General features: G+C 44.9%; 11 protein-coding genes. All 11 read right to left on the bottom strand.

Features of this window, described 5'->3' with window-relative positions; translation table 11 throughout:
* Window positions 1–8: 8 nt before the first annotated feature.
* Window positions 9–1199: a glycosyltransferase family 2 protein gene (locus R7E51_RS09095; protein ID WP_047102240.1), complete on the bottom strand. Its 1191-nt coding sequence runs from the start codon at window positions 1197–1199 to the stop codon at window positions 9–11.
* Window positions 1192–2310, bottom strand: coding sequence for a glycosyltransferase (locus R7E51_RS09090; protein ID WP_206958007.1), 1119 nt, complete (start codon window positions 2308–2310; stop codon window positions 1192–1194). The genes R7E51_RS09095 and R7E51_RS09090 overlap by 8 nt, the downstream gene beginning before the upstream one ends.
* A gap of 221 nt (window positions 2311–2531) precedes the next feature.
* A complete protein-coding gene (locus tag R7E51_RS09085; RefSeq protein WP_005377649.1) occupies window positions 2532–3965 on the bottom strand; it encodes a GumC family protein in 1434 nt (477 codons plus the stop codon).
* A complete protein-coding gene (locus tag R7E51_RS09080) occupies window positions 3962–5086 on the bottom strand; it encodes a glycosyltransferase (RefSeq protein WP_206958005.1) in 1125 nt (374 codons plus the stop codon). The genes R7E51_RS09085 and R7E51_RS09080 overlap by 4 nt, the downstream gene beginning before the upstream one ends.
* 115 nt (window positions 5087–5201) lie before the next feature.
* Complete coding sequence (locus R7E51_RS09075; protein WP_005377645.1) at window positions 5202–6566, bottom strand: O-antigen ligase family protein; 1365 nt, start codon at window positions 6564–6566, stop codon at window positions 5202–5204.
* Entirely contained in the window at window positions 6563–7993 is a 1431-nt protein-coding gene (locus R7E51_RS09070; protein ID WP_005377643.1) for a lipopolysaccharide biosynthesis protein, read from the bottom strand. The genes R7E51_RS09075 and R7E51_RS09070 overlap by 4 nt, the downstream gene beginning before the upstream one ends.
* Window positions 7986–9158 (bottom strand): glycosyltransferase, encoded by a 1173-nt coding sequence (locus R7E51_RS09065; RefSeq protein ID WP_206958003.1) that lies wholly within the window; start codon window positions 9156–9158, stop codon window positions 7986–7988. The genes R7E51_RS09070 and R7E51_RS09065 overlap by 8 nt, the downstream gene beginning before the upstream one ends.
* 11 nt (window positions 9159–9169) lie before the next feature.
* Window positions 9170–10354: a glycosyltransferase gene (locus R7E51_RS09060; RefSeq protein WP_005377639.1), complete on the bottom strand. Its 1185-nt coding sequence runs from the start codon at window positions 10352–10354 to the stop codon at window positions 9170–9172.
* A 144-nt stretch (window positions 10355–10498) separates the two neighbouring features.
* Window positions 10499–11569: a glycosyltransferase family 4 protein gene (locus R7E51_RS09055; RefSeq protein WP_206958001.1), complete on the bottom strand. Its 1071-nt coding sequence runs from the start codon at window positions 11567–11569 to the stop codon at window positions 10499–10501.
* The gene (locus tag R7E51_RS09050) at window positions 11544–13070 is read right to left on the bottom strand and encodes a sigma-54-dependent transcriptional regulator (protein WP_031777249.1); all 1527 of its coding nucleotides are present in this window, start codon (window positions 13068–13070) and stop codon (window positions 11544–11546) included. Before R7E51_RS09050 ends, R7E51_RS09055 begins: the two co-directional genes overlap by 26 nt.
* Window positions 13071–13377: 307 nt before the next feature.
* A complete protein-coding gene (locus R7E51_RS09045) occupies window positions 13378–13758 on the bottom strand; it encodes an Hpt domain-containing protein (RefSeq protein WP_005377636.1) in 381 nt (126 codons plus the stop codon).

The raw sequence follows: 13758 nt of genomic DNA, 5'->3' as shown, positions 1-13758 counted from the left end.
TGCTTTCCTTATTGGTTGACGCGTTTCCAACGTCCATTTTCCATTCCGAGTAAATATTTCATACCGCCGATAAAGTTGGCGAGATGACCAATGACGATGTAACTAATCAGCTTAAAAGGTTTAATTGTGTTAAGTGCTGGCATCAAGTAAGTGATAAGCGCGATGCTATAAATACCAACTTGTGCGAACAGCATTACTTGAAACAGCGGATTGTGTGCCAGTAGTAGTGAGCAAATAAAGCAAACAATCATCAAATAGGGTGTTGCTAAGCGCAGGACCTTTCCCGATAGAAATGCAAAGGCAGTGCCACGATAGCGAGGTAGCAGTAATTTCTTTAATTGCATGAGCTGCTGCATGTTACCTGCTGAAATTCTTAGGCGTCGTTTGAAATCTGCGTCATCTGAGCTTTGTTCGAGCTCAAGCGCCAGCATGTTTGGCTCGTAAATAGCGCTATAGCCTCGCAAAACGATTCTCATAGGGAGAATAAAGTCGTCATTAATGGTGCTAACTTCCAGTGGTTCAAATAAGTGAGTTCTGAAAGTGTAAAACGCACCGTGGGAACCAATCGTTGAACCTAACAAGGATTCTTGGTGCTTTACTCGAGACTGGTATTGCCAATACGCCGCTTCACCTTGGTTATCAGTGCTCATTATTTGATATGTTGCGTTAACCACTCCAACGTTCTCATTTTGATAATGCTGACTAGCTAGCAACAGAGAATCGCAAGAAATCAATGCCGACGTGTCACTCAGTGCGGTAATGTCCGAGCTAACATGACGCATTTCTTCGTTGAGTAGGGCAACTTTACCGCGATTGACTTGGTGATCATTAATAATGAACAGAGTATCAGAGCAGATTGCTTCTTGAATTGTCGCTTGAGCAATCTCGGCTGTGTTATCTGTGCAGCCATCACATGCGATCACTACTCTTAATTTATCCCTCGGGTAATCTAGGCTCGCAAGGTTACGGATCTTCTCTGCTATCCATTGTTCTTCATTGTAGGCGGGCACGATGACAGTAATAGAGGGTAGCTGGTTATCTGCTTTGGAGGCTTTGTAAGCTCGCTCTACAAATGGTGCTTTGGTTTCGTCTTGCTGTTTTAAAGGAAGCCACTTAAGGAGCAGTGGATACCCAACGTGATGATAGACAATCAAAAACGCGGATAAACCAAACCCTATAATCCAAAGTAAATCATTCATAGCTAGCCTCCTTGGCCAAACGTGAGTAGCGACTCACCATGTCTCTGATATCAAAGTGTTTGAGAATAAAAGTTCGAGGAGAATGGTGTGATGATTCCAGTTGCTGTGATAACGCTTCGGCCAACGAAAACACGCGATTTGCTTCAACCAGTGTGCTGTTGTTCGGGCAGAGCGTCTCTTTCACGCCGCCAACATCCGTCGCGACGCAAGGAATGTCACATGCTTGAGCCTCGAGGGTTGAGAGAGGAAAGCCCTCTTGAAGTGATGGTAAGCAAAACAAATCTAGGCTTTGGTAAAAGCTGGGCATATCGTCCACCAAACCTAAAAAGGTTACTCGATCTTCAAGTTTTAACGTTCTAACTTGTGCTTCCAATTGAGCTCGCTGAGAACCATCTCCAGCAATGGCTAGGTGTGTGTTTGGCGTAAGATGAGAGAAGGCTTCGATAAGCACTTTATGGCCTTTAACTGCTTCTAGACGCCCGGCAACGCCAATCACGATTTTGTCGGTTGGAAGTTCAAACAAGTGTCTTGTTGCCGTTTGGTCACCGCTTTTAAACTTCTGACAGTCAATCCCGTTATGGATAGTACAAACTTTGCGATACTTTAACTTAGTCTGTATTTGATGGGCGACAAAGTTAGCATCGGCAACCACTTGCGGGCGAATCATCGTTAGCAAAAGGGACTGTAGTTGAGCTGATTTTTTGTTATTAAGGTGCCATGCGTCGTGCTCGGTATGAATTACTACAGGTACGTGCGCTAAACGTGCAGCAATACCACCGTACAGAAGTGGGCCGATATGATGGGTGTGGACCACGTCTGGTCGCATTCTTTTTATCATTGAAGTCAGCGTAGCGATGGTCTTCCCGCTGAATCCAGGTCTTTTATTAAGAAAGTGTAGTTGGCCTTGGTAGGGCAACAGTTTTTGCCAGCCTTGTAGTGCATGTTCTTTGCTTCCTTCTAAGCTCACGACAAAAACGGAATGGTTTGGCGGCGCAAAACGAAGCATTTCTAGCACGAGCGTTTCTAAACCGCCAGGAGCTAAGTGTTGCACGACGTGTAATATCACTTTTTTGCTGTGCTTAGTGTTATTGTGTTTTTGTCTGAATTCCATTTTCAAACCCTCGTTGAGTTCTTTGTTTATTTAGGAATTGCAGACAGCGTGCCAAGAAATTAAACACTTAAAAACAATAGGTTAATTTCAGCTCGTGTGAAGTTCTATGTTTATTCTCAATTTGAGATTCATATTAGTGGACATGCTATGAGGCTGTATAAGGCAGTAGTAAAAGAAAAGCACTCGCCGACCGAGTGCTTGTAAATGAGTTCTTATGGCGGTTAGTTTCCGTACACTACGTTAGGTAAAGTGGTGATGACAGGAACACCAAGGTGTTTTTCTAATGCTCTTTTAGAGCGGATAGAGTTATCGGCTAACTCTAGTATCGTCGCTAATCCAATGCCTAAACCAGCGCCACCAATAAATCCTAAAATGACAAATACAAAACTAGGTAAGTTAGTTGGAATCGTTGGCGTGAACGGTTCATCAATGATTTTTACGCGCTTATTCTCTTCAAACTCTCCCAAAGAACCCGTTAGTTGGGCCATCTCATAGCGTTCGACGAGTTCATCATACATTTCTCTCTTCACTGCGACGTCACGAGCTAAGCGGTTGATTTCTGTTGCTGTGCTCCCAAATTGGTGCGCATTTCGCTCTAATTCTTGGATCATGTCTCGCAAGCTGTTGGTTTCTTCCGTAAGTGCTTCAAAACGTCCGCGCATCATTTGTAATTGATGTAGTTGGGAGACAAGTAGAGGCTGTGCTTCGCCAAGACTGTTTACTGTGGTATTGCTCGCGATATCCCATAGTTGAGCACTGTTTAGTTCTGGTTGTTTAGAGTTCAAGAGTACCGAGCGTTCCTGCTCCAACCGGTTTAATTCTCGCAACTTACCTTGCACTAAACTATGCGCCTCTGTGTATTTAGCGCGAAGCAGGGTAAGTTCACTACGAATGTCGATGATTTGCTCTTCCAGTTTACCGATAACCGGGTTCGTTTTGGATAGTTGTTGATCCAAACTGCCTAGACTTCGTGAAACACCAGCAAGCTCCGCCTCCTTTTCGGCTAGCGTTTGTTTGAGGCTAGCAAGGCGAGTAAGGCTTTGAGCTTGCATTTCGGGTGTCGCGTCTGAGTAAGTATTTTTATACTCTGCAAAAGCTTGTTCAGCCTTGTCTAGTTCTTCCCTGCGTTTGTTGATATGGATAGTCAAAAAATGACTCGAATCTTTAATCGAAGAACGCTCAGGAGCCAAAAGCTGTTCGACAAAATGCTCTCTGACAGAGAGCAGCATCGACTCCATTCCTTCTGATTTACCACTTTGCAATTGAATTTGAATGAAGTCTTTACCGAGTGGCTGAACAGACAGGCGCGACGCAAGATCTTTTATGATGAACTCTTGCTCTTTTGCACTCATCTCGTCATTGATCAGCGATTGTTCTTTTGCGACAGAATACAAAACGTGTCGGCTTTTTAGCAGAGTACTGAGTGCGCTCAATCGGTCTTTAAGCATTGTTGAGACGGCAAGGTCTTGAAGGAACGGGTTCATTTTCGCTGTCTCTTGAATAAGCATGCTGGTATGAGCAACATAAGTCGTCGGAACCAGCTTACTTACGATGAAGCCCAGCACCGGCAAGACAAGCATAGGGATAACGATCATGTAACGACGTCGCCAAGCGCCATGTAGTAATACACTAAGGTTCTCTCTCAAATCGTTCATAGCGCCCTCACTAATTTATCAACTTGGTTGGCTCTTGCTTCCCAGCTTTGCTGTTGAACAAATGACTTTGAATCTGTCGGTGGCGGTAGGAGGTGATCGAGACTGGCACGCACGTCTTCGACATCTTGAACCACATGAAGCATATGTTTGTAGGGCATTAATGCAGGAAACGGTGTGCTGATAACAGGGGTTCCTGTTGCCAAGTACTCAAGAAGTTTAAGCGGATTACATGCCTTGATTTGAGCGTTATCAACAAAGGGCAACCAACTGGCATCCCAGTGTTGGGAGTAGCTTGGCAGAGTGTGATGCGCTCTCGGGCCCAGGTAGTATACGTTGCATCTTTGTGGAAGTGGATTATCACTGAACTCGTTAGGGCCGATGAACACGAGATCCCAGTCAGGCGCTTGGTCTGCGACTTGGGCAATTAAGTCGTAGTCTAACCATTCAGACAAACTGCCATAAAAGCCCAGCACTTTGCGACCATTATTAGGAAAATCTTCAGCCTTAGGTGCTGGCTCAGAAAACAGACTAACGTCGACACCGTGAGGCAAAGTGACGGTTTTACCAGATGGAAATTTGGTGGAGAGTGTTTCGCTTGCCGTAAAGATAACGCTGGCCGCATTAACAAGAGTACGTTCGTGCTTGGCCACCGTGTCGTGGTCAACACCAGCTAAAGCGCTAAAGTCATCGCCACAATAGTAAATCAGTCCACGTGGGTTCATTTCTGCACAAAGATCGGCAGCAGTCGGGAGCGACGTCCAAAATACAGGCTTATCAAAACCAAGAGCTTGTAATTGTTTGTTGAGTTGGTGTTTCATCATCTTAGCGGCCACTTTTCTTGCTAATGCAGAACTAGGGGCAGGAATGGTGAGCAAGTTGATGATGTGAATGTTTGGGTTTGTTTCAGAGTCCAATGTTGGCTTGTGTGAGCCTACGTTATGAAATACACGAGTGAGTTTGTTTAACGCACGCTGTATGTCTTTAGAATCCAGCTTAGGTTGACGAAGGCCAATGGAGTTCACCCAAAGGATTCGATGGTTCGCTGCTAGTTGCTTGACAATATGCTGAGTGGAAGAGGGTAGCCCACCAAAATCTTCTCCAAATACTACGATGTCCGTCATGTGGCTCTCCTTGAGTCTTGGTTATTTGATTACTAATTAAGTGAGTAATCACAATGCGTGCCAAGGAATTAGCCATTTTAAAACAGTGAGTTATGGGTTTTGTTTATGTTTGAAACTAGGATTTCTCATTTTGACAGTCACTTTGAACAATTCGGCTAACGACAACTGTTAATGCCGCTAGAATGTAAATTGGCCAGGTGAAACCTTGAGTCAGAAAAGTGCCTGATACGATGGTACCGATAAGCCCACTTAACACGGCGTTTGCTCCTACAGAGAGGGTGTAATCTGATTTTGGTGTCAGCAATGAGATGGAATGCAAAGAGGTGCGGATCAATGACACAATTAAAGTAATGAACACCGCGAGCCCGACAAAACCCGTTTCTGCTAACACGCCAAACCAAGTACTATGGACGGCGTGGTTGATACCATCCCAGTGTGGGCTGTAGAAATAGTAATTAAAGTAGAAGTTATCTAGACCTACGCCAGTCAACGGATGATGCAGCGCCATTTTAAATGCCGCTTCCCACGCATAAAGTCGCCCCATCGCAGAGGCATCTATACCATCCTCAGCGGCTCCCCCCGATTCTCGTCCTGAAATACCAGCGAATGCGTAGAGTACGATCGCTGCGATGGCGCCTAGTACCAAGACTAATGTTTTGCTTTTGATGTGTTTAAAAGCAAAGTAGGCAAATACAGACAGTGAACCGAGTAACCCACCGCGGCTCTGAGTCTCAATTATCGCAAAGAACAAAACCAAACAGGTGATAAGGGCAAAGAGCCTGAGATGCTTGGGGGAATGCTTCTCCATCAATTGACTAACGGTAAAGGCAAGGGGAAACATCAGCACTAGTGCCAAATCGTTAGGATCGCCAAGTACTGAACCTATGGATCGTCCTATTGACACGCGCGTTCCTTCGACTAAATCAATGCCATTCGCAGCGTTTTGTAATGCCACTAAGCCAATCAATAATCCGGCGAAAATAATTGCTTTTGACATCTGAGCGAGCTGTGAAGGTTTAGTAATAAGCCAGGTGATGGCCAACGTCATAATGATGATTTTCCAATAGGTATTTTTGAACACCGTTATTGCGATATCACGACTGGAAGCGAATATTATTCCGATGATCACCAGACCCCAAAATATACACAGCCACTTTAATGAAGGGTGCCAAAAAGCTGTAATCTGGCGGCTTATAAGAAGGTGAAAGGCGAGTGCGGCGAGTGCCCCCAGTGATAACAGTAATGGGATCTTGAAGTTATAGATAACAGGAAAGGCTTCGTGAATACGAAAGAATGAAAAAATAACGAACAGTGTGACAAGCCAAAACGTTTGATTGAGAACAAACAGTAACGCGAGTGGTGCGAAACACAACGCAACAATCAAAATGGGATGAGGCATAACAATCCAAAGCAGGCCGATACAGACTGTAATCGTCAGTGCTGCGATGGACTGTTTTGTTCTCACCTTGGTTTCATTCATAACGAGTATCTCTTCACCTGTCCACGCCTTTTCACTATGTATCGAGTGAGAGCATTGAGCGTCTCTTTACTCATGTAGCGAGTGGCTATCCATGCCAGCAAACTGCATGTCAAAATGCAAATTGCGATGGCGATTCCTATTGATTGTGAAGAGTGAAGCAGGAACAGTGCCACACCGGATATAATCTGTAATAAAACCATCAGACTGAGGTGAAAAGGCAACGTCATACATTGTTGGCCTACTACATAAGTCAGGCCCAGCTTACACAGTTGTGCGTAATAAAGCGCAATGAACACACCATAAATACCCAGAGAAGATAAGCCAAACAGCAAAGCAATCGCAACGCACGCAGAGACGACATTTATACCCAGTAGCCAGCGAGTACGACGCTTGTACAAAATGGAGATGTTAATCAACTCACTCCATTCTTTTAACATGGAGATAGGCAGCAAGAATAAGCTGAATAATACCGCGTCATGATAGGTTTCTGGCAGTAAGTGGGTGATCATCACCATTGCTAATGTGCCGACCACTACACTCAAACCTGTAATGTAAATCATACCTAAGTGTGTGATGCGCACTGCTTCAGTGCTCTTGCGCCCTTCTAAGTAGTTAAATCGACGTGGCATCCACCACATGCCAAATGGCTGCACTAAAATACACATGCCCACTGCAAATTTTACCGCTATCGCGTAAATCCCTAACGTCGCAAGAGAAGTGTTGGCACCAATGAACCAGCGTTCAGCGCCATTGAGACAAAATGCTACTAAACCGGCCATCATCATTGGTAGGCAGTAGTTTAGGTATTGTTTTGCCAATGTCAGTTTAGGAAGGGTGACATTGTAACGGTTAACGATGTGCAGCCAAACAAATTGAGTAATAGCAGCCAACAAGCCACCCCACAAAACAGAAATAACATGGGGATGAACAGACAGCGCCGCGACGATAAAAATGACCTGAAAAATGGTGGTAGTGACCATGACGTTAAGCAGTGTTCTTGCTTTGTCGTCTTGTGTTCTTAACCAGGCAGTGCCGATTGCAATACTGCCTTCTAGAACGATAGCAAACATAACAATAGCAAATTCGACTCGCGTAAAAGGCGCGGGAATGGGGGCGATTAAAATGATAGTGAGCAAGCTAAGAGCGACGACGCCAGCGATGAGTAAAGCAAGTGAGTACAGCTGGTTTAGTAGGCTTGTGCGTGTATTTTTATCCTTTTCAACGCCGACGAATCGATAAAGCGCTTCATGCAAAACGAAACTGACAAACAAGGTCGTAACAACACCAAAGGTTGTTAAAAGCTCAAGCTTGCCCATTTGTTCTGGTGAGAGAAAGTGGGGCAATACAGGCAGCATGATTAGGCTGATGCTTTTATTGATCACTAAGGCGATAGCAAATAGCGTCATGTTGGTCATTGCTTTAGACATGGTCATATCCTTTGATGTCTCGCGGTGTCTTGAGTGTGCAATCATTGGTGGTAGCAATTTCGGCAGCAAGGTGCTGGGCGATTGGCAAATAACAACGTTCGGCTGTGTATAGTTGAGAAACATTGAGTGCTTCGATACCCATCGTTACTTTCATCCACGGCGATTCATTCAAAAGGCGAATTGCGTTGTGTAACGAAGCCACATTGTTAGGCGTGTATTTAATACAATTTCGGCCGTGAGTTAACACGCGGTCCCAATAACTATCATCATGTGGAATGACGACACACATACCTGCAGCGAGCGCCTCCAAAATAGATAACCCAAAAGGTTCGTTGAGACTGGTGGAAACAAACACACCACACTGTGAACGCAATTCATCTAAGTTGTTTGGGCACTCATGCCATTCAACACCTTGTGTGTTGAAGTCCGGTGTTGAATATTCCACACCTGCCACGTTAGGTTTGATGTAACACACGGTGGATTTGATCTTTTTCGACTCATCAAGTGTTAAAGCATCAAGCAAAAGATCGATGTTCTTCCATTTTAGTAAGCTAGCTGCCCAGAAAACGCGGCTTGAAATCGGATTCGCTTGTTTTGGCCAGCGATCTTTCGATAATCCATTAACAAACGTAGATGTATTCAAACCACACCAATAGCGTTCGGTGGCTGGCTTCTCTGTTTTGAGGTAGGCCTGTAATGCTTCTACCATTGATTCGCGGGTGTTTGCCAAGTAGTAAATTGCCGATGCTTTTACTAAGCAGTAGCCAGCAGATCTCGATCGTCCAATAGGGCCATGAACCATCTGTACCACAGGCTTTTTGCTAATTAATCGTAGTAAGTACAAAGGCATATCATTACTTGGGCAAGATAGGCCCAAAAAGCTATCTATTTTTGGCAGCTTCATGCACGCGTAGAGAAGTTGGAGAAAGTAGTAAGCGTTCATCAACCAGTAGGTCAGTCCATGAGTCGAGTTAAATGGTGATGGTTTTATTTTTATAACTTGCACACGCGGTGTATCACTAAGCAGTGACGCCCAATGCTCTGGATTTGTAGTGAGTAGATAACCAATCACGTTCAGCTTATCGCACTGCTTAAGGAGCTCTGCATTCGCGATTTTGGATCCACCTTGCATTGGGATGGCGTCGAACATCAATACACGTTTCATGACCGGGCTCCTCAATTGATGCTCAACCAGCGTGAAAGAGGCTTCATGCAGTGAGTCATTGGCATTGGTGTAATGGCGTTGTTATTAAGTTCACCTTCGTAAATACGTTCAATAGCGTTGATAGATGCAGTCGTCGTTAAGTGCTGGCTAGCATGTAGGTAAGCGTTTTCCGCCAGCTTGTTTCTTAATGCCGCGTCTTGCATGACTTGTTGAATCGCGTTTAACAGGCTCGCCATTCCACTGTTCTGGTACAGCAATGCAGAGTGATTATGCTCGAACAACTCAGGAATGCCTCCCGTTTTAGGAGCCACGATAGGCAGTTGAGCTAAAGCCGCTTCCCCGAGCACGAGACCAAAGGCCTCTTCATAGGCGCCGCTAATAAAAGCGTCTGCATTACCACACATCCACGCTCCGGCATTGTGTTGCTCCCCGACAAAGTGCACTCGTTCTTGGATACCAAGATCCGCGGCAAGCTGTTGCAATGCTTCTCTTTCTTCGCCGTCACCAACAATAACAAGGTGAGGGTTGTGGTGGTGGTAGTTGTGCATGCGCATTGCGCGAATAAGGCGGTCGAACCCTTTGCGCTTAATCAGCGAACCCACCGACAGAAAGGTAAAGGCCTGTGATGGGATTCCGAGGCGATCTTTAATGTCGATGGGTGTATCCACGCCTTGAAGTGACACGCCGTTGTGTACGACATGAAGTTGGTTTTGTGGGTAGCCGTCCTGAATAATTTCGCGTCCAACATCTTTGCTAACGCAAATCAATTTTGGAGAGAGGTGAAGTCCGAGAGAGAAGCGATCGCGCAATGTATAATGGCAATGAAGTTGCGTGACAAGTGGTATATGATTCATGCGAGCAGCCAAACACATCCATTGACAAGGGCCGCCGCTATTGACGTGTACCAAGTCGATGCTGTGCTTTTCGATCAAATCTGAGCCTTGTTTGATAAGGCTATTCCACCCGCTAATATCCCAGCGTGGAGCGCTCCAACCACCCACCAAATTGAAGGCTGAATGTTCCGCTTCAATTCCGAGCGATTGGCACTTATCGATTAATGGTTGGCAGTTTGACCATACGAATGGCTCAAACTTATTGCGGTCGATTCCTGAAATGAGATCCAGAAGCACCACTTCACTGCCGCGAATCCAATTATCACCATAATGAACATATAGAATGCGTTTTGGCGTAGTCATAAGTCACCTCTGTCTCGTCATTAATCTGCGTTAACTGCTGAGCTGCAATAGAGATGCCAAAATATGCTATTAGTTTATGTGATTGAATCTTATATGATATTTATGTTTGGAACTCATCATTCTCATATTGAGAACCAATATGGATTAGTGATCCGTTTCAATTTGATATTTTTGTAGCAATACGGGAATCACACTTTGCGCTGAGAAATCATCAATGATGGTTTGTCGAGCATTCTGGCGAATGAGTGATTGTTGCGCTTCACCAATCGACATCCAGTCATGAAGACATTTAGCAAGAGAGGGAATGTCTTCGACGATAAAACCATTTTTACCCGTTTGGATAATATCTGGAAGACGACCTACACGTAAGCTCATCACGGCAATGCCTCTCGACATGGCTTCAAGCGCCGCCATTGGAAGCCCCTCATAACGAGAAGAGATGATAAGTACACTGATATTTTCCCAAACACCTTCCATATCGGTTTGATGGCCGAGGAAAGTCACGTTTGAAGGGGCAGTTTGATTAAGCGACTCTTTTTCTGGGCCATCACCGTACATACTAAACTGTAATGTTGGACAGAGCCTCGCTACCTCAATAAATTGATCGGCGCCTTTTTCCTGACTCAATCGGCCGACAAAAGCGATCTCCTGATAGTTGAGTTGACTGTTGGGAATCGAAACAAAGTTATTCAGCAGTTCTGAAGAACAAAAAACTTTGCGCTGAATACTTGGACTGACAGCAAAGCAATGGTCAGATAGGCTGCCTGAGCTTCTATCAAGCCAATCGTATAGCCATAGTTTCCCTGAGGACGATTCACCAGCATGATAAGTTGAAATCAAACGAGGAAACGTACGGGTGAGCAGTTTGGCGCAGCGCGACAAAATCGACGCTTTATAACCATGGGAGTGAACCACTGAGGGTTGGTGATTGGCGACGGCGCTTGTTAGGTGTTTAATTTTTAAAGCTTTATTGGGCTCGCCAGACAAATAGTTTAAGTAACTCACAGGGATCGCGGCTTCTTTTGCCTTCTGTACAATCTGAGCGGCTGGTGAATACTCAGTGGTTAGCACAACTCGAGCTTTGTGTCCAAAGGCGATTAATCCCCGAGCTAGCTCGATAACGTGACTTTCAATGCCACCGAATAGACGGCTATCAAGCAAGATCCAAATTTCACCAATGGCAGGTTTATCAAGATTGTTCGAGATTAATTTCATCCGCTTCCCACGCTTGTTTTTTTCGGTAAACCGTAGATGGGCTTAACTCCAGCATGACAGCGGCGTTGAGGACGTTGCCATCACAGTACGCGATTGCGTTTTGAATTGCTTCACGCTCTACTTGCCACATAGGACGAATGGTTCCATCAGAGTTAAAGTACGGTGAGGTAGCAGCAGAGGACGGTGTACCAGGCAGCTCCGCTGCGGTAATCGACGGTTCGACCGCAGAAGGTGAAAGTTCCTCAGTATAAACAGGTGGTGGTGTGATTGGTGCAATGTTTGCTGACTCTTGAGCAACATGCGCAGGCGTCGTTGTTTTCGTCACTTTAGACTTTTTAGTAAGTTGAGCGGGTAGGTGGCTCACCGTGACTTTTTCGTCGTTATTAAGCACCACAATGTTACGTATGATGTTTTGTAGTTGCCTTACATTACCCGGCCATTCGTAATGCTTGATGATATGTTGAGCTTCGCTGTCGATTGTTGAGAATTTCTTTTTGTCCTGTTTGGCGTAAGTGGTCAAGAAGTGCTTGGCAAGCGTGACGATGTCACTTCCTCGTTCACGTAATGGGGGCATATCGATAGGTATAACGTGCACACGGTAGTATAAGTCTTCACGAAAACGACCTTCTTCTACTTCTGTTAATGGATCTCGGTTGGTGGCACAAATGATTCTCACATCCACTTTCATTTCTCGAGTGCCACCAAGAGGAGTGTAAGTGCCCGTTTGTAGAAAGCGGAGCAACTTCTTTTGCATCTCAAGTTCCATTTCACATAGCTCATCAAGAAAAAGCGTACCACCATGTGCCAGCGTCGCCGCACCTTTTCGATCTGTTGTTGCTCCAGTAAAGGCCCCTTTAACGTGACCAAAAATCTCACTTTCCATCAAATCTCGTGGAATAGCCCCACAGTTAATTGCAATAAAAGGCTTGTCTTTACGGTCGCTCTGGCGGTGGACGGCTTCAGCACAAACTTCTTTACCTGTGCCGCTTTCTCCCACAATAAACACACTGGCAGAAGTTGGCGCAACAGCATCAATGGTCTTGTATACCGCCTGCATCGGGAGGCTTGAACCGATGAATCCGTGATAGTTGTGGCGATCAAACTTGGACTGAATATTTTCCACCAAATCTTCCAATTTGGCGCGTTTAAGGTGCAATGCAACTGACGTTTTTAGGCGATCAGCGTTTATGGGCTTTTCTAAGAAATCTTCCGCACCTTTTTGAATTAGATTAACGGCTAAGTCGACGCTGCCGTGTGCCGTAGCAATAATAACGGACGTAGGAATGTCATTCTGGTTGATCCAATCCAGCACGTCTTCGCCAGACATGTCGGGCAGTTTCAAATCGAGAATGATGAGCTGAGGTTTGCTTCTTTCAATAAATTGAATCGCTTCGCGACCTGTCTCGACATGAAAAATGTCATAAGGTTCGTCTTTCACATACTGCTTATAAAGTATGGCTAGTGAAGTAGAGTCCTCTACCAGTAACACCCTTGGTCTCATAGTCCCATCCCAACGTAGTTTGTTTCATTTTTTATGATTTTTGTCAGCACTACTATTTGGCGTTATGAGTGGTTTATTGCTTTCTAGTGCTGAAAATTCTCAATTTGAGAAAGCGTTATTTAAGTATTAGCACAAGGTAGGAAATTTGCGAAAAATCCATACTTTTTAATTGATTAAGTTATGCCCAAATAACTTCAAGGTGTGTGGCTTGGCGAGGGTGACTGAATTTGGAGCCTAAATTTCTGAGATGATGTAGGCATCGCGCTTTATCAAACGCGATGCTTCGCTAGGGAGTAAGACACTGATACTACTCAAACCCTTGAGCTTTTCGCTTTTCTAACGCATCAAACGATTCATTGGCGAGTTGAGGAAGTGTTTCACAAAGCTCCAATGCTTTTGGTATTTTTCCTTCGACACAGTACTTCTCAATCATTCTTGCTTGTCTTGAAAGCGTTCGATTGCCTAGAGCGAGAGCAGAACTGCCCAGTGTGTGAACCTCGAACTCTAATGTTTGAAGATCTTTTGTGCTTAATGCTTGCTCTATTTTCTCCATGCGATCGCGTGACTCTTCGACATAGTGATCAATCAAGGTAGGGATGATTTCGGCGCACGTATCTTTGATCATTTGCTGAAGAATATGCTCATCCACTAATTCTTGCTCGATAGTCAATGTATTATTTATCGTCAT

The organism is Vibrio sp. Vb1166 (assembly GCF_033338695.1).
In the GTDB taxonomy this organism is placed as follows: Bacteria; Pseudomonadota; Gammaproteobacteria; order Enterobacterales; family Vibrionaceae; genus Vibrio; species Vibrio alginolyticus.
Note: the sequence above shows the minus strand (reverse complement) of the source record. Positions and strands in the feature narration are given on the sequence as shown.

Coding starts and splice junctions, on each gene's coding strand:
- R7E51_RS09065 (WP_206958003.1), bottom strand. CDS start 9,158: ATGAAACGTGTATTGATGTTCGACGCCATCCCAATGCAAGGTGGATCC.
- R7E51_RS09045 (WP_005377636.1), bottom strand. CDS start 13,758: ATGACGATAAATAATACATTGACTATCGAGCAAGAATTAGTGGATGAG.
- R7E51_RS09085 (WP_005377649.1), bottom strand. CDS start 3,965: ATGAACGATTTGAGAGAGAACCTTAGTGTATTACTACATGGCGCTTGG.
- R7E51_RS09090 (WP_206958007.1), bottom strand. CDS start 2,310: ATGGAATTCAGACAAAAACACAATAACACTAAGCACAGCAAAAAAGTG.
- R7E51_RS09060 (WP_005377639.1), bottom strand. CDS start 10,354: ATGACTACGCCAAAACGCATTCTATATGTTCATTATGGTGATAATTGG.
- R7E51_RS09080 (WP_206958005.1), bottom strand. CDS start 5,086: ATGACGGACATCGTAGTATTTGGAGAAGATTTTGGTGGGCTACCCTCT.
- R7E51_RS09095 (WP_047102240.1), bottom strand. CDS start 1,199: ATGAATGATTTACTTTGGATTATAGGGTTTGGTTTATCCGCGTTTTTG.
- R7E51_RS09050 (WP_031777249.1), bottom strand. CDS start 13,070: ATGAGACCAAGGGTGTTACTGGTAGAGGACTCTACTTCACTAGCCATA.
- R7E51_RS09070 (WP_005377643.1), bottom strand. CDS start 7,993: ATGTCTAAAGCAATGACCAACATGACGCTATTTGCTATCGCCTTAGTG.
- R7E51_RS09075 (WP_005377645.1), bottom strand. CDS start 6,566: ATGAATGAAACCAAGGTGAGAACAAAACAGTCCATCGCAGCACTGACG.
- R7E51_RS09055 (WP_206958001.1), bottom strand. CDS start 11,569: ATGAAATTAATCTCGAACAATCTTGATAAACCTGCCATTGGTGAAATT.